This window comes from Citrobacter amalonaticus (genome assembly GCF_001559075.2).
GTDB classification, from domain to species: Bacteria; Pseudomonadota; Gammaproteobacteria; order Enterobacterales; family Enterobacteriaceae; genus Citrobacter_A; species Citrobacter_A amalonaticus_F.
The window spans coordinates 266,160-285,948 of record NZ_CP014015.2 but is presented as its reverse complement, the minus strand read 5'-3'; the positions used below and the strand labels follow the sequence as shown (position 1 = coordinate 285,948).

Sequence of the window (19,789 nt, the reverse complement as noted above, 5' to 3'; positions counted from 1 at the left end):
TTCGTTTTTTATCATTTAGCCACATAAAAAGCATGGTTTGTTTGATTTCGCGCATATTCGCTCATAATTCGAAAATGAAACGTGATTTCGTGCGCCTTTCTGAACATTTGTCATAAATCTGTAACAATATGTGCTGTAATTCACATTCCCGACATGTATCTTTGCATAACATCGCGACCACACTGGAAGCAGCGGGGTTGCGTGTACCACCTGCGGTGTTTACTACTTATAAAAGACGGGCCACGGAGGCTACATTATGTTGAGTATTTTTAAACCAGCGGCGCATAAAGCTCGCTTGCCTGCAGCGGAGATCGATCCGACATACCGTCGGCTTCGCTGGCAAATATTTTTGGGGATATTCTTTGGCTATGCCGCGTACTATCTGGTGCGCAAGAACTTTGCTCTGGCGATGCCGTATCTGGTTGAGCAGGGGTTTTCCCGAGGTGATTTAGGCTTTGCGCTGTCGGGGATCTCTATTGCCTACGGGTTTTCGAAATTCATCATGGGGTCGGTTTCGGATCGCTCGAATCCGCGCGTTTTCCTGCCGGCAGGTCTGATTCTGGCGGCGGCGGTGATGCTGTTCATGGGCTTTGTGCCGTGGGCGACATCGAGCATCGCCGTGATGTTTGTGCTGCTGTTCCTTTGTGGATGGTTCCAGGGAATGGGGTGGCCGCCGTGCGGACGTACCATGGTGCACTGGTGGTCGCAGAAAGAACGTGGCGGGATCGTATCCGTCTGGAACTGCGCGCATAACGTCGGTGGCGGGATCCCTCCGCTGTTGTTCCTGCTCGGGATGGCCTGGTTTAACGACTGGAAAGCGGCGCTGTATATGCCAGCGTTCGGCGCCATTCTGGTGGCGATTTTCGCTTTCGCGCTGATGCGTGATACCCCGCAATCCTGTGGTCTGCCGCCAATCGAAGAGTACAAAAACGACTACCCGGATGACTACAACGAAAAAGCGGAAGAAGAACTGACGGCGAAGCAGATCTTCATGCAATACATCCTGCCGAACAAATTGCTGTGGTACATCGCTATTGCGAACGTGTTCGTTTATCTGCTGCGCTATGGCATCCTCGACTGGTCTCCGACCTATCTGAAAGAAGTGAAGCACTTTGCGCTGGATAAGTCCTCCTGGGCCTATTTCCTCTATGAATATGCGGGGATCCCGGGGACGCTGCTGTGCGGCTGGATGTCGGACAAAGTGTTCCGTGGCAACCGTGGCGCGACCGGCGTGTTCTTTATGACGCTGGTGACAATTGCCACCATCGTTTACTGGATGAACCCGGCTGGTAACCCGACCGTCGATATGATTTGTATGATTGTGATCGGCTTCCTGATTTACGGTCCGGTGATGCTGATTGGTCTGCATGCGCTGGAACTGGCACCGAAAAAAGCCGCAGGGACGGCAGCGGGCTTTACCGGCCTGTTTGGCTACCTCGGCGGTTCCGTGGCGGCCAGCGCCATCGTCGGCTACACCGTGGACTTCTTCGGCTGGGACGGCGGCTTCATGGTGATGATCGGCGGCAGCATCCTGGCGGTGATTCTGTTGATTGTGGTGATGATCGGTGAGAAACGCCACCATGATGAGATGCAACTGAAACGCAACGGGGGCTAAGTGAATGAAGACAGCACTGAAAAACCTGAGTCTGACGCTGATGATGGCGGGCGCGGTAATGGGAAGTCATGCCCTGGCCGCCAGTAACACGGATAAAGTCGTGATTGCCCACCGTGGCGCGAGTGGCTATCTGCCGGAGCATACGCTGCCCGCGAAAGCGATGGCTTATGCGCAGGGGGCGGATTATCTGGAGCAGGATCTGGTGATGACCAAAGACGACCAACTGGTCGTCCTGCATGATCACTATCTGGATCGCGTGACGGATGTTGCTGAGCGTTTTCCGGATCGTGCGCGCAAAGACGGTCGCTACTACGCCATCGACTTTACGCTGGACGAAATCAAATCCCTGAAGTTTACCGAAGGGTTTGATCTGGAAAATGGCAAGAAGGTGCAAACCTATCCTGGCCGTTTCCCGATGGGTAAATCGGACTTCCGCGTGCATACCTTTGCCGAAGAGATCGAGTTTATTCAGGGGCTGAACCATTCCACCGGCAAGAACATCGGTATCTATCCGGAGATCAAAGCGCCGTGGTTCCATCATCAGGAAGGGAAGGACATTGCGACGAAGACGCTGGAAGTGCTGAAACAGTACGGTTACAGCGACAAGCAGGACAAAGTCTATTTGCAAAGTTTTGATGTAGCAGAACTCAAGCGCATCAAAAATGAGCTGGAACCTAAAATGGGGATGGACCTGAACCTGGTGCAACTGATTGCCTATACCGACTGGAATGAAACCCAGGAGAAGCAACCGGACGGCAGTTGGGTCAATTACAACTACGACTGGATGTTCAAACCGGGGGCGATGAAGCAGGTGGCGGAATACGCGGACGGCATCGGTCCGGATTACCACATGCTGATTGATGAGAAGTCGACGAAAGGCAACATCGTACTGACGGGCATGGTGCAGGATGCCCATCAGAATAAGATGACGGTTCATCCTTATACGGTGCGCGCCGATCAGTTGCCGGACTACACGACGGATGTGGATCAGCTGTACGACATTCTGTACAACCAGGCGGGGGTGGACGGGCTGTTCACCGACTTCCCCGACAAAGCGGTGATGTTCTTACGTAAAGAGTAAAAACCGCGTTATCCCTCTCCACTGCACCCCAAAGGCGGGCAACCGCTGAGTAAGGTGCAGTTTTTTTTATCTCTTTTCCTGCCTGCTAAAGGCTAAAAAGCGCGCACCAGATCAAGAAATTCAGCCCACAGCATAAATATCTTAAGAAATCCTTAAGCAGAAGATTTATATTAAACGTCTGAATAGTTTATGCCGTTATTGTAACGGGTGAGGCCGAAATGGTGCAGGAAGAGTTTAATCACTGGTGGGCAACGGAAGGCGATTGGGTCGAAGAACCGAATTATCGACGCAAAGGGATGAGCGGTGTGCAATGCATCGAACGTGACGGAAAGAAACTGTATGTGAAGCGGATGACACAACACCTGTTTCACTCGGTACGCTATCCCTTCGGACGTCCGACGATTGTGCGCGAAATCGAGGTGATCAACGAACTGGCCCGCGCGGGCGTTATCGTGCCGAAAATTGTCTATGGAAAAGCGACAAAAATTGACGGTGAGTGGCGTGCGCTGCTGATCACCGAAGATATGAAAGGCTTTGTGAGCATCGAGGAGTGGTATAAACAGCATGCGGTGACGCCGTATCCTGATGAGGTGCGCGAGGCAATGCTAAACGCGGTCGCGCTGGCCTTTAAAAAGATGCACAGCGTCAATCGTCAGCACGGCTGCTGCTACGTACGTCATATCTATGTGAAAACGGAAGGAACGGTGGAAGCCGGGTTTTTAGATCTGGAAAAAAGCCGTCGTCGTTTGCGTCGCCATCAAGCGGCACACCATGACTTCTCCCAGCTTGAGAAATACCTGAGTCCCATCCCGAAAGCGGACTGGGAACAGGTGAAAGCGTATTACTACGCGTTGTAACGCGCGCTACATCTCAATTTCAATGTCGCCTTTTGCCCTGCAACAGCAGGGCAAAATTTCGCCTGGCTGAATGAACGCTAAAGGCTCGGCGATCCAGTCGACCTGCCCGGCAATCAGTCGGGTACGGCATGAGCCGCAATAGCCTTCGCGGCACTGGTATTCCACTTCAACGTTGTGCGACTCAAGCGCGGCAAGCAGGGAAGGGTGTTCATCCTGGCACAACAACTGTGTGCCAGTGATGCGCAGCGTGACGCGTCCCATCAGAGCTGGAAGTTACTCAAATCGTCGGTATCGACTTCAGCGTCGATCTGCCCGACCAGATAGGAGCTCACTTCCACTTCCTGCGGAGCCACCTGAACGTTATCGGACACCAGCCAGGTGTTGATCCACGGAATCGGGTTAGAGCGGGTCTGGAACGGCAGATCCAGACCGACCGCCTGCATACGAATGTTGGTGATGTATTCGACGTACTGGCAAAGAATGTCTTTGTTCAGGCCAATCATCGAACCGTCGCGGAACAGATAGTCTGCCCACTCTTTTTCCTGCAGGGCGGCCTGCACAAACAGGTCATAGCACTCCTGCTTACACTCTTCGGCAATTTCCGCCATTTCCGGATCGTCAACGCCGCTGCGCAACAGGTTCAGCATGTGCTGAGTGCCGGTCAGGTGCAGCGCTTCGTCACGGGCAATCAGACGAATGATTTTAGCGTTGCCTTCCATCAGTTCGCGCTCGGCGAAAGCAAATGAGCAGGCGAAGCTGACGTAGAAGCGGATGGCTTCCAGCGCGTTGACGCTCATCAGGCACAGATACAGTTTTTTCTTCAGCGCGCGCAGGTTCACGGTGACGGTTTTGCCGTTCACGGTGTGCGTCCCTTCGCCCAGCAGATGCCAGTAGCTGGTCATCTCAATCAGCTCATCGTAATAGCTGGAAATGCCTTCCGCACGTTTCTGGATCTGCTCGTTGGTGACGATGTCATCAAACACAATAGCCGGATCGTTAACGATATTACGGATGATATGGGTGTAAGAGCGCGAATGAATGGTTTCGGAGAAGGCCCAGGTTTCGACCCAGGTTTCCAGTTCCGGAATGGAGATCAGCGGCAGCAGCGCCACGTTCGGGCTACGTCCCTGAATAGAGTCCAGCAGCGTCTGATACTTCAGGTTACTGATAAAAATGTGTTTTTCATGTTCCGGCAGCGCCTGGTAGTCAATGCGGTCGCGGGAAACGTCAACCTCTTCAGGACGCCAGAAGAACGAGAGCTGCTTTTCGATCAGCTTTTCGAAGATGTCATATTTTTGCTGATCGTAGCGGGCCACGTTAACCGGCTGACCAAAAAACATCGGTTCCAGCAGTTGATCGTTTTTCGTCTGTGAAAATGTGGTGTATGCCATTGAAGTGAGTCCTGTCAGCTGTGTAATGCCGGATGGCGTTTCGCTTATCCGGCCTACAGCATCCGATTGATTTTGTAGGCCGGATAAGGCTTTTTGCCGCCATCCGGCAACAGATTAAATCTTACATGCGCCGCTTTCGCAGCCATCATCCTGAATGGATGGCACCAGATCGTCCTGGGCATCTTCTGCGCCATCGCGGGTGTTCTGATAATACAGCGTTTTGACCCCGAACTTATAGGCGGTGAGCAGGTCTTTGAGCAACTGCTGCATCGGCACTTTTCCTGACGGGAAGCGTGACGGATCGTAGTTCGTATTGGCAGAAATCGACTGATCGATAAATTTCTGCATCACGCCAACCAGTTGCAGATAACCGTCGTTACCCGGCATTTCCCACAGCAGCTCATAGGCGTTGCCCAGGTGCTCGTAGTCCGGCACGACCTGACGCAGGATCCCGTCTTTCGACGCTTTAATGCTGACGTAACCGCGCGGCGGCTCAATACCGTTAGTGGCGTTCGAGATCTGCGAAGAGGTCTCGGACGGCATCAGGGCAGAGAGCGTTGAGTTACGCAGACCGTGGGTCTTGATGGACTCACGAAGCGCTTCCCAGTCATGATGCAGCGGCTCGTTGGTGATGGCATCCAGATCTTTCTTGTAGGTATCGATCGGCAGAATGCCCTGTGCGTAGGTGGTTTCGTTAAACCACGGGCAGGCACCTTGTTCAATCGCCAGTTCGTTAGAGGCCTTCAGCAGATAGTACTGAATGGCTTCAAACGTTTTGTGCGTCAGGTTGTTGGCGCTGCCGTCGGAGTAACGTACGCCGTGCTTCGCCAGGTAGTAAGCGTAGTTAATCACGCCAATACCCAGCGTACGACGCCCCATCGCACCACGTTTGGCGGCCGGGATCGGATAGTCCTGATAATCTAACAGCGCATCGAGGGCGCGAACGGCCAGCACCGCCAGCTCTTCCAGTTCCTCGAGGCTGTTAATCGCCCCCAGGTTGAACGCGGAGAGCGTACACAGGGCGATTTCACCGTTTTCGTCGTTCACATCCATCAGCGGTTTGGTCGGCAGGGCGATTTCCAGACACAGGTTGGACTGGCGTACCGGGGCGACCTGCGGATCGAACGGGCTGTGGGTGTTGCAGTGGTCAACGTTCTGAATGTAGATACGACCGGTTGAGGCGCGTTCCTGCATCATCAGCGAGAACAGTTCAACGGCTTTCACACGCTGTTTGCGGATGCTGTCGTCTTTCTCGTATTTCGTGTACAGACGCTCGAACTCGTCCTGATCGGCGAAGAACGCATCATACAAACCCGGGACGTCGGACGGGCTGAACAGGGTAATGTCTTCACCTTTCAGTAGGCGGGTGTACATCAGTTTGTTGATCTGTACGCCGTAGTCCATGTGACGCACGCGGTTGCCTTCCACGCCACGGTTGTTTTTCAGTACCAGCAGGCTTTCCACTTCCAGATGCCACATCGGGTAGAACAGCGTGGCCGCACCACCGCGTACGCCGCCTTGAGAGCAGGATTTCACCGCGGTCTGGAAGTGCTTATAGAACGGGATACAGCCGGTATGGAACGCTTCGCCGCCGCGAATCGGGCTACCCAGCGCACGGATACGACCAGCGTTGATACCGATACCGGCGCGCTGGGAGACGTATTTGACAATCGCGCTGGAGGTGGCGTTGATCGAGTCCAGGCTGTCGCCGCACTCGATCAGCACGCAGGAGCTGAACTGACGCGTCGGAGTACGAACGCCGGACATGATCGGCGTCGGCAGCGAAATTTTGAACGTCGACACCGCGTCATAAAAACGTTTTACGTATTCCAGACGCGTGTCGCGCGGGTAATTCGAGAACAGGCAGGCTGCCACCAGAATATAGAGGAACTGAGCGCTTTCGTAGATCTCACCGGTGACACGATTCTGTACCAGATATTTCCCTTCCAGCTGTTTAACGGCGGCGTAGGAGAAGGTCATATCACGGTCGTGTACGATGAACGAGTCCATCTGCTTGAACTCTTCTTCCGTGTAGTCTTCCAGCAGATGATTGTCGTATTTGCCCATTTCAACCATTTTCACCACATGGTCAAACAGTTTCGGCGGTTCGAATTCGCCGTAGGCTTTTTTACGCAGATGGAAAATCGCCAGACGCGCAGCCAGATACTGATAATCCGGCGCATCGCGGGAGATCAGGTCCGCCGCCGCTTTAATGATCGTTTCATGGATATCGGAGGTCTTGATACCGTCATAAAACTGGATATGGGAGCGCAGTTCGACCTGAGAGATCGATACGTTATTCAGTCCTTCTGCCGCCCAATCCAGAACCCGATGGATTTTGTCGAGATTGATGCGCTCTGTACTACCATCACGCTTTGTCACCAGCAGACTCTGATTCATGTGGTTTTTTACCTGTCCGTGAAAGAAAAAATATCCCCTGCATTATCCACAATGCCACCTTGTGACTAACTCTGTGGATAAATACTATATGTAGGGGTTGAGTGTTAAAGTAAACGCTATATGGTGAGTATTCTAGTAGGGATTCTTTTCAGCACAAGAGTTGATTTTGAGGTTAAATTGAGGTTGCAAAAGGGTAAGAAAGGCTAAGTGCACGTGGTATAAGGCCTGGCGGGGATGTCAATAATTCATAAAAAAAATAGATAATTTGATCGAGTGCTGATTTCTTCAACGAAGGTGAAGAAAGTTCTCATGATCTGGCGCAAATTTTGTGACCTGGAGCCAAGCGAGAGAGGCCGGATGGCGACGTAAATGTGTTATCCGGCCTGCAGGGCCTATTTCCGTAGGCCTGATAAGCATAGCGCCATCAGGCATTGTTCCCGTCAGCATGCCGGATGGCGGCGTTGAACGCCTTATCCGGCCTACAAGAGCGGCTAACCAACCCTGGCGGTAGTGTGCACCATATAGTTAACATCAACGCCGGGACCAAGCTTGAAGGTGTTGGTGATGGGGTTGAAATGCAACCCGGTCATATGGCGCTCCTGCAATACCGTCTGATCCATCCAACCTAACAGCTCCGCAGGTTTAATAAATTTTTTCACATCATGAGTCCCTTTCGGCACCATACGTAAAATATATTCCGCACCGACAACGGCCATCAGCCAGGATTTGCCATTGCGGTTGAGCGTTGAGAAGAACACCTCGCCGCCGGGTTTCACCAGTTGCGCACAGGCTCTGACCACCGATTGCGGATCGGGCACATGTTCCAGCATCTCCATACAGGTTACCACGTCATACTGATGGGCATGTTTTGCCGCGTGTTCTTCCACGGTTTCCTGCACGTAATCCACCTGAATACCACTTTCCAGCGCATGCAGTTTTGCTACCTGCAAGGGCTCAAAACCCATGTCCAGACCGGTCACCGTGGCGCCTTCACGCGCCATGCTCTCTGCCAGAATGCCGCCGCCGCAGCCGACGTCGAGCACCTTTTTACCAAACAGGCCGCCTGAGCGTTCAGCAATGTAACCCAGCCGTAGCGGGTTAATACGATGCAACGGCTTAAATTCGCCTTCCAGATCCCACCAGCGCGACGCGACTGCTTCAAATTTGGCAATTTCTTCATGGTCAACGTTGTGGTTTACCGGTGGTTTTACGGCATTCATCGGGGCTTTTACTCCTTATAGGGCAAGACGAATGAGTATATCAGGCATTCACTCTGAATAAAGCGTATAGGTTTACCTCAATCTCTGCGGTTGTGTTATAATTTGCGACCTTTGAATCCGGGATACAGTAGAGGGATAGCGGTTAGATGAGCGACCTTGCGAGAGAAATTACACCGGTCAACATTGAGGAAGAGCTGAAGAACTCTTATCTGGATTATGCGATGTCGGTCATTGTTGGCCGTGCGCTGCCGGATGTCCGAGATGGCCTGAAGCCGGTACACCGTCGCGTACTTTACGCCATGAACGTATTGGGCAATGACTGGAACAAAGCCTATAAGAAATCAGCCCGTGTCGTTGGTGACGTAATCGGTAAATACCACCCGCATGGCGACTCTGCGGTATACGACACCATTGTCCGTATGGCTCAGCCGTTCTCGCTGAGATATATGCTGGTGGATGGCCAGGGGAACTTCGGTTCCATCGATGGCGATTCCGCAGCGGCGATGCGTTATACGGAAATCCGTCTGGCGAAGATTGCCCATGAGTTAATGGCCGATCTGGAAAAAGAGACGGTTGATTTTGTCGACAACTATGACGGCACGGAAAAAATCCCTGACGTTATGCCGACCAAAATCCCTAACCTGTTGGTGAACGGTTCGTCCGGTATCGCAGTAGGTATGGCGACCAACATCCCGCCACACAACCTGACGGAAGTGGTTAACGGTTGCCTGGCGTATATCGACGATGAAGACATCAGCATTGAAGGGCTGATGGAATACATCCCGGGTCCGGACTTCCCGACGGCGGCGATCATCAACGGTCGTCGCGGTATTGAAGAAGCCTATCGTACCGGTCGCGGTAAAGTGTACATTCGTGCCCGTGCGGAAGTGGAAGCAGACGCGAAAACCGGTCGTGAAACCATTATCGTGCATGAGATTCCGTATCAGGTGAACAAAGCGCGCCTGATCGAGAAAATCGCGGAACTGGTAAAAGACAAACGCGTTGAAGGCATCAGCGCGCTGCGTGACGAGTCTGACAAAGACGGTATGCGCATCGTGATTGAAGTGAAACGCGACGCGGTCGGGGAAGTGGTACTGAACAACCTCTACTCCCAGACTCAACTGCAGGTCTCTTTCGGTATCAACATGGTGGCACTGCACCATGGCCAGCCGAAGATCATGAACCTGAAAGACATCATTTCAGCGTTTGTGCGCCACCGCCGTGAAGTGGTGACCCGCCGTACCATTTTCGAACTGCGTAAAGCCCGCGATCGTGCGCATATCCTTGAAGCACTGGCAATTGCGCTGGCGAACATCGACCCGATCATTGAGCTGATTCGTCGCGCGCCGACCCCGGCGGAAGCGAAAGCGGCATTGATCGCACGTCCGTGGGATCTGGGCAACGTGGCTGCGATGCTGGAACGTGCCGGTGACGACGCTGCGCGTCCGGAATGGCTGGAGCCAGAATTCGGCGTGCGTGACGGTCAGTACTACCTGACAGAACAGCAGGCCCAGGCGATTCTGGATCTGCGTCTGCAGAAACTGACCGGCCTTGAGCACGAAAAACTGCTCGACGAATACAAAGAGCTGCTGGAACAGATCGCGGAACTGCTGCACATTCTGGGCAGCGCCGATCGCCTGATGGAAGTGATTCGCGAAGAGCTGGAACTGATCCGCGATCAGTTTGGCGATGAGCGTCGTACCGAAATCACTGCCAACAGCGCTGATATCAATATCGAAGATCTGATCAACCAGGAAGATGTGGTTGTCACCCTGTCTCACCAGGGCTACGTGAAGTATCAGCCGCTGACCGACTACGAAGCACAACGTCGTGGTGGGAAAGGCAAGTCGGCTGCACGTATTAAAGAAGAAGACTTTATTGACCGTCTACTGGTGGCCAACACCCATGACACGATCCTCTGCTTCTCCAGCCGGGGTCGTCTGTACTGGATGAAGGTTTATCAGTTGCCTGAAGCGAGCCGTGGTGCGCGTGGTCGTCCGATCGTCAACCTGCTGCCGCTGGAAGCCGACGAACGTATTACCGCTATCCTGCCGGTTCGTGAGTACGAAGAGGGCGTGAACGTCTTTATGGCGACCGCCAGCGGTACGGTGAAGAAAACGGCGCTGACCGAATTCAGCCGTCCGCGTTCTGCCGGTATCATCGCGGTGAACCTGAACGACGGCGACGAACTGATTGGCGTGGATCTGACCTCCGGTTCTGACGAAGTCATGCTGTTCTCGGCGGCGGGCAAAGTGGTACGCTTTAAAGAAAACGCCGTTCGTGCAATGGGCCGTACTGCGACCGGTGTACGTGGCATCAAGCTGGCGGGTGAAGACAAAGTCGTCTCCCTGATTATTCCACGTGGCGAAGGCGCAATCCTGACCGTGACGCAAAATGGTTACGGTAAGCGTACGGCAGCGGAAGAGTATCCGACCAAGTCTCGTGCGACGCAGGGCGTTATCTCTATCAAAGTGACCGAGCGCAACGGTTCTGTTGTTGGCGCGGTGCAGGTTGATGATTGCGACCAGATCATGATGATCACCGATGCCGGTACGCTGGTGCGTACTCGCGTGTCGGAAATCAGCGTGGTAGGGCGTAACACTCAGGGCGTAATCCTCATCCGTACTGCGGAAGATGAAAACGTGGTGGGCCTGCAGCGTGTGGCTGAGCCGGTGGATGACGAAGACCTCGACTCCATCGACGGTAGCGCGGCGGAAGGGGACGATGATATCGCCCCGGAAGCGGAAACCGACGACGATGTCGCCGATGACGCAGACGAGTAATCTGCGGGTTTAACGACCACACAGAAGGGAGGCGCTGCCTCCCTTTTTTACGTCCTGAATTCACCCTTTCCCCTTGTCAAAAGTCATGTTCGGGGAGTTTTGCTTTCAATGTATAAAAATACAAAATAAAATGAATAATTATAACTCTGTGAAGGTGCTCACTGTTTGTTCAGCCATTTACCGTTAACTTTCCTATTACCAAATCGCGATATTTACGATCCCTTACTGGCAGGAGAACTGAAAAATTATTAAATAAAATCCCCTAAAAATTTAAAGACAAAAGCGTTGGCTGCCTTCATCTGTCAGTTCACTTCTGACGGATGAATATACTTATACCTACACGTTGGGAGTTAACTATGATAGTTGAAATTGCAGAAGGCTTTATCCATCTTTTCCAGAGCGCAGGAAAGATATTCTCCGGGATGATCGTCAGTACCATTCCGATGCTGATAACCTTAATTTTGACCGTTAATTTTATTATGAAATTAATTGGCCAACAGCGAATGGAAAAAGTCGCCACCCTGATGGGGAAATCAAAAATATTAACCTACGGAATTTTGCCGAGTTTTGCCTGGTTCTTCCTTAGCAGTCCGGGCGCGCTGACGATGGGGAAATTTCTACCCGAACGTTGTAAACCCGCTTATCAGGATGCGCTGGGTAGTACCGTACACCCGCTGACGTCTCTGTTCCCACACATTGTGCCATCTGAACTCTTTATCTGGCTGGGGGTAGCCGCTGGTCTGACGCGACTCGATTTGCCGGTTGCCGACCTGGCATTACGCTATATCGCCGCGGGTATTCTGCTCGGCTTTATCCGTGGTTTTCTTACGGAATATATCTTCACCCGGCTGGAGAAGCGCGAACTTAATCAGGAATAAGGGAAAACAATGAAAGTACTATTTTCGGCTGACGTCGTAAAGGCTGGAAGAAAAGTGGAAGAGGGACTGCTTAATGGCATGTTGATTACCTTTAATGACCGCGCTCCGGAAGATTATCTCGATTATGTACTGGTCATTAAGAATATTGTTTGTGATGTTACCCCATTACAAAAAGCAATGGATTATGTTCTGCAGATTAATCATCAGACCTGGAATATAACCTGCTGGGGAGAGGCGGCATGGCAAAATTTATGCGAGTTAGGTCATGTGACGGTGGTATTTGACGGGGCTGAAAAGCCAATAGCCTATGGTTCATTACACGTAAAAAGTCATTGTTCTCCATCCGTAAATGAATTGATTGGCCCATTGACAATAATGAGGAAAACCAATGAAAACCGTACTGATTAAAAAAGGTCATTCAGGGATTGGCGATGACATGTATTTATATCGCGATACCCGCATGGTGATCCTGTCGCTAACCGGGAAAACCATTGATCCGGTCGCGAAAAAACTGGGTGAAATGCTGGAGATGACAGTGGTTAACGGCTTTGACGCCATGCCGGATGATAAGAAAATCCTTTGTGTGGTCATCAACTGTGGCGGTTCACTGCGCTGTGGCATTTATCCACAGAAAAGAATCAAGACAATCAACGTGCTACCGACTGGCGCGATGGGGCCGCTGGCGAAATATATCACCGAAGATATCTATGTCTCTGATGTCAGTCTTGAATCGCTTTCGCTGATTGAAACCATTAATCAACCGGTCACCGGGGAGGAAAACGTTGAGTTCAGTGAGCCTCTTCCGGCAGGCAATGCCGGTGCCGTAGCAAACGATCGGGTGGAGGCAAAACCACGCGGTTCCGCAACCAACACCGCGCTGGAGTTGATGACGCGTTTTGCGACGGGGATCGGTAACTTTGTCAGTCTGCTTTACTCCTCGGCGCGTGAATCGGTCGAGCTGTGTATTAAAAACGTGATCCCTTTTATGGCCTTTATCTCGGTTCTGATCGCTCTGGTTCAGGAGACCGCGATTGGTCAGTGGACCGGGAATGCGCTGTCGCCGCTGGCCGGCTCGTTAACCGGCCTGTTTGTGATTGCCATTATCTGTGGTCTGCCCTTCATCTCTCCCATTCTGGCTCCCGGTGCGGCGATTGCGCAGGTCGTTGGCGTGCTGGTAGGAACGCTAATCGGTAGCGGGGTGGTTTCACCGCTGATGGCGTTACCGGCGCTGTTCGCAATTAACGTCCAGGTCGGTGCCGACTTCATTCCCGTAGGGCTTTCCATGCAGGAGGCGAAAGAGAAAACCATTCGTCTTGGTGTGCCCTCTTTCTTGTTGTCACGGATGATTACCGCGCCTCTGGCGGTGGCCATCGGTTATCTGTTTTCGTTTGGTTTGTTTAACTGAGGAAGTGCGTAATGAACAAAATCAATGCTGCGGTGGTGGGGGCCGGTATTTATGGCAAACATCATATCAATGCGTATCACTATAATCCGTGGGTGAACCTGGTTGGGTTTTGCGAGATCAATCCGGATATCCGCGCCAACGTTGCGGCGGAGTTTCAGGTACCTGGTTATGCCTCACTTGAGGAGTTGTTTGCCGCAACGGACGTAGATCTGGTGTCAATCGCTACGCCGGATCCGTTCCACTTTGATGCCACGATTGAGGCCATCAGCGCGGGCAAACATGTACTGATTGAAAAACCGATGGCGACGACGTCAGCGGAATGTCGGGAAATCATCCGCTGTGCGCAGCAACAAGGCGTGAAGATTGGCGTCGATTACCACAAGCGTTGGGACGGGATGGCACAGCATATTCACCATGAGCTGTTGAAACCCGAAACTGGCCAGGTCCTGCGTGGCTATATGAGCATGGACGATATTATCGACGTGCCTAAAAACTGGCTGTCATGGGCGAATGAGAGTTCTCCCGTTCATTTCCTCGGAACGCATTGTTTTGATTTGATTCGATATTATATGAACGGCGCCAATGCTGTGAGCGTCTATGCGATAGGGCAGAAGAAGAAGCTGGTAGCGGAAGGCATTGATTCCTGGGACACCATTCAGTCTTTCGTCACCTTTGATAATGGCGCGCAATGGACCGTTGAAGTGGGGTGGTGCTTACCACCTTCATTCCCCAAAGCAAATGATGGTCGCAGTTTTGTTATTACCGAGAATAACTATTATCGTGCCGACGCACAGTTGCGGGGATATGAAATGTTCACCCCTCAGCGCAGTGCAACGCCAAATTATAATTTTATTAATTACGTTAATAATAAAGCCAGTGGCTATGGGATTCAGCCAATACATGATTTTGTTGAACACATATTATTTGATACCCCTTATCTGGCAACCGCAGATGATGGGCTGCAGGCGACGTTAATTTGCGAAGCCGTGCATCATTCGTTATCGACAGGACGTATTGTGCAGTTATAATTAATCGGTAGTTTACGCCTCATAAACAGTTTTTCTGGCTTTAATTTCTCTGATTAAGGCAGGGTTATTTATTCCCCCACAACCCGGTCGATGATCAGCGTTTATGAGGCGCCTTTTCATTATTCATATTCAGATAGCAATATTGCAGCGCGTGGAAAAAAAGCGTGTGTAATGACATTTTCAGTGCGGCGAAGCTGAGGGGGCTGACGCTGGACTGGGGCGTATATAAGGTTACATCGGCAAGCGTCGCGCCGCTCTGATGGCTGGCGACAGCCAGTGAGGCGGCTTCATGCTCACGAATCAAGGTAATCAATTGATTATCCGGCTCATCTTTGAGTCCAGGCAGCAGGATCACGGAATCACAATCCGTCAGGGTGTTTGTCAGCAATGAATGGGCATTCTGGTACTCCACGGGAATGCAGACTTTGCCAATATCACTATAGTCCTGAATGATATTGCTGAGTAATGAACTCAGTTCTCGCGGATGACAGAAATAGAGGTTACGGCTGGAATTAATAATTTCAAAGAAAGTATTAAGGGCCGCAGGGTTATTATTATTAATAAACTCGCCAAGAATAACATTGTTTTTCGTTGCCTGGGCCGGAAGCAGTGCCTCAGGTTCGCTGCGCAGACACTTAATTAAATCATATTTAAATGAAGTAAAACCGGTATAACCGAGAGATTGTGCAAAGCGAACGATGGAGGGTTGACTGGTTTGCGTCTTTTTTGAAATTGCCGTCGACGTCAGTTTTTCCGCGCCCGATAATGTAGCCAGAATGTAACGGCTAATTGTTTGTTCCGCGTGCGTACCTGTTTTTACCAGTAACTGAAGTTGTTCGATAATGTTCATTGAGGTCCCTCGGTTTTGTTTATTATGACAGATACACTTTATCCTTCAAGCAGCCTCTGTACTGGCTGCGGAACGACTCGGTTCATCCATGAACCTCACCCTGACGGCCCGTCGCTTTGCGACGTATAAATCTGTACCTGACAGATTTGTCAGAATCCCCGGCCACAGCGTGATCTCAGTGTCCGGGGATGACAGGAGAGGCGTCCATGCCATCTGAATGATTTTGTGTATAACCGGGGGACGCAGGAGTTAATTCATCCTTTCCACAATCATTGCAATACCCTGACCGCCGCCGATGCACAGCGTCGCCAGCCCTAACGTTTTATCCCTGGCGGAAAGCGCATGCAGCAATGTTACCAGGATCCGCGCGCCGCTGGCGCCGATAGGATGCCCAAGCGCAATCGCGCCTCCGTTCACGTTCACCTTTTGTGGGTCGAAGCCCAGCGTCTTGCCGACGGCAAGGAACTGCGCGGCAAAGGCCTCATTGGCTTCAATCAGATCGATATCTGAAAGCTGCAATCCGCATTGTTGCAGTGCCTTCTGCGTGGCGGGTACCGGCCCCATCCCCATCAGCGCTGGCGCGACGCCGCCGCTGGCATATGCCTTAATGCGCGCCAGCGGTTTCAGCCCTGCCGACAGGGCGGCGGATTCTTCCATGACCACCAGCGCCGCCGCGCCGTCGTTGATCCCTGAGGCATTACCGGCGGTGACGGTACCGGCCTTATCAAACGCCGGGCGCAGTGCGGCAAGACCTTCTGCGGTTGAGTCAGCCTTGGGGAATTCATCGCGGTCAAAGACAATGGTTTTTTTACGCGACGTGACGCTGACCGGCACAATTTCGGCCTGGAAGGCGCCAGAATGGATGGCGGCGACCGCTTTTTGCTGAGAGAGTAGCGCCAGTTCATCCTGCATTTCGCGGCTGATACCGTATTCGCGGGCGACGTTTTCGGCGGTGATCCCCATGTGATAGCCATGAGTGGCACAGAGCAGACCGTCACGCAGAATCACATCCGACAACTGGCCGTCGCCGAGGCGATAACCCCAGCGGGCTTTCGCATCCAGCAGATAGGGGGCCAGACTCATGTTTTCCATGCCGCCAGCGACCAGCGCCTGTGCCTGACCGGCCTGAATCGCCTGGGCGGCCAGTGCGACGCTTTTAAGCCCTGAACCACAGACTTTGTTGACGGTAAACCCGCAGACGGTTTCGCTAAGGCCGCTTTTTAACAGCGCCTGGCGTGCCGGGTTTTGTCCCAGACCGGCCTGCAACACGTTGCCCATGATCACTTCGTCCACACGCTGCGGATCGAGGTGCGCGCGTTCCAGCGCGGCGCTAATCACAGTTGCGCCAAGTTCGATGGCGCTGGTGGTAGCCAGCGCGCCGTTGAAACTGCCGATGGCGGTACGTACCGCGCTGACGATGACACAATTTTTCATCTTCTGTTCCTTAAAAGTGAGTCGCTGCCGTCAGAAAAAGGTCAGGCCGACAACAAAAATGACGCCGGAGAAAAGCAGGGCGGTGATGCAGTACCCCATGATGTCGCGAACCCCCAGCCCGGCAATGGCCAGTGCGGGAAGCGCCCAGAAGGGTTGCGCCATGTTCATCCACTGCTCGCCGTAGGCAATCGCCATCACGGATTTACCGAGATCGGCCCCTAGCGCCTGCGCGGCTGGCATGACAAACGGTCCCTGAATAACCCAGTGACCGCCGCCTGACGGCACGGCAAAGTTGATCAGCGCAGAGCTAAAGAAGGTCATGACCGGGAAGGTGTCTTTATTGGCGACGTTGATGAAGAATTCGGTGATGAGTCCTCCGAGACCGGAGTGCTCCATCATCAACTGGATACCGGCATAGAACGGGAACTGCACCAGGATACCGGCGGTGCTGCGCGCGGCGGCACTAATCGCGCGCATATAGGCCATCGGCGTTTTGTGCAGCAGCAAACCGGCAATCATAAACATCAGGTTGACGGTGTTGATGGTGATGTTGAACCCTTTCTCGGCGAAGTAGATCCCGAGATAAGCGATGCCTAACGCCCCAATGATCAGCGCCAGGATACGGCTCTCTTCCAGTTTTTCTGACGGAGGCGCATCTGCCGGCAAGGTCTTCTGGAAATCAGGCTCTTCCATCAACAGTTTCGGATCGACGCTGACAACATCCGACGGTTTTGGCGTCATCATGCGGGTGATAAACGGCATGACCACAATCAGACCGAGGGTGATGAAGAGGTTGAAACCGGTAAACAGGGTATCGCTGACCGGAATCAAGCCCGCAATGTGTTCAACCGGGTTACCCGGCGTTGCCGCCAGCAGGGGCATCGAGCCCGAGAAGCCGCCGCCCCAGGTCAGAAAACCGATATAGGCGCAGGCAATCAGTAGCGGATAATCGGATCCTGGCACGCGACGGGCAACTTCACGGGCAAACATCGCCCCCACCACCAGACCGAAGCCCCAGTTGATGACGCAGGCGACGGAGCCGAAGAACGTCACCAGCATCACGCCCTGCGCGGGCGTTTTCGCGGCAGAGGCAGCGGTGCGCAACAGGTTTTTCACCGGACCAGAACTGGCCAGTGCGTGACCTGTTACGATGATCAACGCCATCTGCATCCCGAAGGCCAGCAGATTCCAGAAGCCATCCCCCCAGAAACGCACCATACTGATCGGCGTTTGCGGCGTCAGCCACAGCGCGATGCCGAACGTCAAGAGCGTCAGCAGCATGGCGAAAATCAGGGGATCGGGCAGCCAGCGGCTGACGAAGCGCGTCATGAAACGCGAGATACGGCCGATCATGCTTCACCTCGCTGAACGACCAGATCGGCGGCAACGTCAAATTGCGCTTCTGTTTTTGCTCGCAGAGTATCGAGGTCGCACCCGTCGACGATTTCCGTCAGCCACATTTTGCCGTCGATAAAGCGGAACACGGCGAGTTCGGTGACCAGCATATGCACCGCATGCTGGGCCGTCAGCGGCATGGTGCAGTGGCGAAGGATTTTCGCCGAGCCGTCTTTCGCGCAGTGTTCCATCGCGATAATCACTTTGCGCGCTCCGGTTACCAGATCCATTGCGCCGCCCATACCAGGGACCATTTTGCCGGGCACCACCCAGTTCGCGAGGTTAGCCTGTTCATCAACCTGCAACCCACCCAGTACGCAGGCATCCACATGACCGCCACGAATCAATGCGAATGACATCGCGCTATCGAACATCGCCGCACCCGGCAAAATCCCGCAGGGTTGACCACCGGCGTTCACCAGATCGGGATGCGCGGTCGTGACCGGTCCCAGTCCGAGAAATCCGTTCTCTGATTGCAGGGTGATATGAATGTCATCCGGCAGATAGTTGGCGACCATCGTCGGCAGGCCAATGCCTAAGTTCACAACATCACCATCGCGAAGTTCTTGCGCCACACGGCGCGCAATACGTTGTTTCGCATCCATTATTTGCTCTCCTGTGGAATGACGATATGGTCGATAACGGCGCCGGGGGTGACTATCTGGTCAGGCAACAGATCGCCTGTCTCCACGAGTTCGTCAGGTTCCACCAGGGTGATATCGGCGGCGAGGGCAATAAGCGGGTTGAAATTGCGGGCGCTGAGTTGGTAGGTCAGGTTGCCGAGAGGGTCGGCACGGTGCGCGCGGATGAGTGCCAGGTCGGCGCGCAATGGTCGCTCCAGCAGCCAGGTTTTGCCGTCGAGCGTCAGGGTTTGTTTGCCATCTTCCACAATGGTGCCGACGCCGGTAGGGGTCAGGAAACCGCCGAGCCCAGCGCCGCCGCAGCGGATCTGTTCAATCAGCGTACCCTGCGGCACCAGCTGAACGTCCATCTCTTTGGCAATCATCCGACGCCCGGTTTCCGGGTTGGTGCCGATATGGGACGCAATGACTTTGTTCACCCGGCCATTGACGATCAGTGGGCCGATACCGGTATCGACAAAGGCGGTATCGTTGGCGATCAGTGTCAGGTCTCTGACGCCGGATTCAAGCAAGGCTTCGACAAGGCGGGGCGGGGTCCCTACCCCCATAAAACCGCCAACCATGATGGTCATGCCGTCACGAAAGAACCCGGCAGCGTTCTGTAAGGTAATCAGTTTTGTTTTCATTATGTTTCCCTTTTGCATACTCCATTTTGGGTACGCAAAGGGAATAGCAAGCGGGATGCCAGAATGGCTAACGGATGAGAAAATTAATTAATTTGTTGAATAACAAAGATTATTTATACTGGTTTTGCGCGGGGAGTCAGCGGAGGCTATGCAGAATTTTGCGCACTGTGCAAAATTCTGCATAG

17 protein-coding genes are annotated in these 19,789 nt (G+C 53.0%); 8 read left to right on the top strand and 9 right to left on the bottom strand.

Annotated features, from left to right (window positions below; translation table 11 throughout):
- Nucleotides 1-256: 256 nt before the first annotated feature.
- From glpT to inaA, 3 genes are all read left to right on the top strand, one after another.
- Nucleotides 257-1,615, top strand: coding sequence for a glycerol-3-phosphate transporter (gene glpT / locus AL479_RS01355; protein ID WP_061074777.1), 1,359 nt, complete (start codon nt 257-259; stop codon nt 1,613-1,615).
- Nucleotides 1,616-1,619: 4 nt separating this feature from the next.
- Nucleotides 1,620-2,696, top strand: coding sequence for a glycerophosphodiester phosphodiesterase (glpQ, locus tag AL479_RS01350; protein WP_061074776.1), 1,077 nt, complete (start codon nt 1,620-1,622; stop codon nt 2,694-2,696).
- A gap of 218 nt (nt 2,697-2,914) precedes the next feature.
- Nucleotides 2,915-3,553, top strand: a complete 639-nt coding sequence (inaA, locus tag AL479_RS01345; RefSeq protein ID WP_061074775.1) for a lipopolysaccharide kinase InaA — start codon at nt 2,915-2,917, stop codon at nt 3,551-3,553.
- Nucleotides 3,554-3,559: 6 nt separating this feature from the next.
- Here inaA and yfaE read toward each other — a convergent pair whose 3' ends face one another.
- The 4 genes from yfaE to ubiG form a co-directional block, all read right to left on the bottom strand.
- Nucleotides 3,560-3,814 (bottom strand): ferredoxin-like diferric-tyrosyl radical cofactor maintenance protein YfaE, encoded by a 255-nt coding sequence (gene yfaE / locus AL479_RS01340; RefSeq protein WP_042317864.1) that lies wholly within the window; start codon nt 3,812-3,814, stop codon nt 3,560-3,562.
- Nucleotides 3,814-4,944, bottom strand: a complete 1,131-nt coding sequence (nrdB, locus tag AL479_RS01335; protein ID WP_061074774.1) for a class Ia ribonucleoside-diphosphate reductase subunit beta — start codon at nt 4,942-4,944, stop codon at nt 3,814-3,816. Before nrdB ends, yfaE begins: the two co-directional genes overlap by 1 nt.
- 114 nt (nt 4,945-5,058) lie before the next feature.
- A complete protein-coding gene (gene nrdA, locus AL479_RS01330) occupies nt 5,059-7,344 on the bottom strand; it encodes a class 1a ribonucleoside-diphosphate reductase subunit alpha (RefSeq protein WP_061074773.1) in 2,286 nt (761 codons plus the stop codon).
- A gap of 491 nt (nt 7,345-7,835) precedes the next feature.
- Nucleotides 7,836-8,564 (bottom strand): bifunctional 2-polyprenyl-6-hydroxyphenol methylase/3-demethylubiquinol 3-O-methyltransferase UbiG, encoded by a 729-nt coding sequence (ubiG, locus tag AL479_RS01325; protein ID WP_061074772.1) that lies wholly within the window; start codon nt 8,562-8,564, stop codon nt 7,836-7,838.
- A 146-nt stretch (nt 8,565-8,710) separates the two neighbouring features.
- Between ubiG and gyrA the strand changes: the two genes are divergently transcribed.
- From gyrA to AL479_RS01300, 5 genes are all read left to right on the top strand, one after another.
- Nucleotides 8,711-11,347 carry a DNA topoisomerase (ATP-hydrolyzing) subunit A gene (gyrA, locus tag AL479_RS01320; RefSeq protein ID WP_061074771.1) on the top strand — a complete coding sequence of 879 codons (2,637 nt, stop codon included), beginning with the start codon at nt 8,711-8,713 and terminating at the stop codon, nt 11,345-11,347.
- Between the two features lie 356 nt (nt 11,348-11,703).
- Nucleotides 11,704-12,225, top strand: a complete 522-nt coding sequence (srlA, locus tag AL479_RS01315) for a PTS glucitol/sorbitol transporter subunit IIC (RefSeq protein WP_042317872.1) — start codon at nt 11,704-11,706, stop codon at nt 12,223-12,225.
- A 9-nt stretch (nt 12,226-12,234) separates the two neighbouring features.
- The gene (locus AL479_RS01310; RefSeq protein WP_061074770.1) at nt 12,235-12,633 is read left to right on the top strand and encodes a PTS glucitol/sorbitol transporter subunit IIA; all 399 of its coding nucleotides are present in this window, start codon (nt 12,235-12,237) and stop codon (nt 12,631-12,633) included.
- Nucleotides 12,614-13,630, top strand: a complete 1,017-nt coding sequence (srlE, locus tag AL479_RS01305) for a PTS glucitol/sorbitol transporter subunit IIB (RefSeq protein ID WP_061074769.1) — start codon at nt 12,614-12,616, stop codon at nt 13,628-13,630. The genes AL479_RS01310 and srlE overlap by 20 nt, the downstream gene beginning before the upstream one ends.
- An 11-nt stretch (nt 13,631-13,641) precedes the next feature.
- Nucleotides 13,642-14,658, top strand: coding sequence for a Gfo/Idh/MocA family protein (locus AL479_RS01300; protein WP_061074768.1), 1,017 nt, complete (start codon nt 13,642-13,644; stop codon nt 14,656-14,658).
- 94 nt (nt 14,659-14,752) lie between these two features.
- On the opposite strand, the gene AL479_RS01295 is transcribed toward AL479_RS01300, so the two are convergent.
- The 5 genes from AL479_RS01295 to atoD all read right to left on the bottom strand — a co-directional run bounded on the left by AL479_RS01295 (nt 14,753) and on the right by atoD (nt 19,604).
- Nucleotides 14,753-15,508: a MurR/RpiR family transcriptional regulator gene (locus AL479_RS01295; RefSeq protein ID WP_061074767.1), complete on the bottom strand. Its 756-nt coding sequence runs from the start codon at nt 15,506-15,508 to the stop codon at nt 14,753-14,755.
- Between the two features lie 249 nt (nt 15,509-15,757).
- Nucleotides 15,758-16,942 carry an acetyl-CoA C-acetyltransferase gene (locus AL479_RS01290; RefSeq protein WP_061074766.1) on the bottom strand — a complete coding sequence of 395 codons (1,185 nt, stop codon included), beginning with the start codon at nt 16,940-16,942 and terminating at the stop codon, nt 15,758-15,760.
- A 30-nt stretch (nt 16,943-16,972) separates the two neighbouring features.
- A complete protein-coding gene (locus tag AL479_RS01285; protein WP_061074765.1) occupies nt 16,973-18,295 on the bottom strand; it encodes a TIGR00366 family protein in 1,323 nt (440 codons plus the stop codon).
- Nucleotides 18,292-18,942: a 3-oxoacid CoA-transferase subunit B gene (locus AL479_RS01280; RefSeq protein ID WP_061074764.1), complete on the bottom strand. Its 651-nt coding sequence runs from the start codon at nt 18,940-18,942 to the stop codon at nt 18,292-18,294. The genes AL479_RS01285 and AL479_RS01280 overlap by 4 nt, the downstream gene beginning before the upstream one ends.
- Nucleotides 18,942-19,604, bottom strand: coding sequence for an acetate CoA-transferase subunit alpha (gene atoD / locus AL479_RS01275; protein WP_058586854.1), 663 nt, complete (start codon nt 19,602-19,604; stop codon nt 18,942-18,944). Before atoD ends, AL479_RS01280 begins: the two co-directional genes overlap by 1 nt.
- Nucleotides 19,605-19,789: the final 185 nt, after the last annotated feature.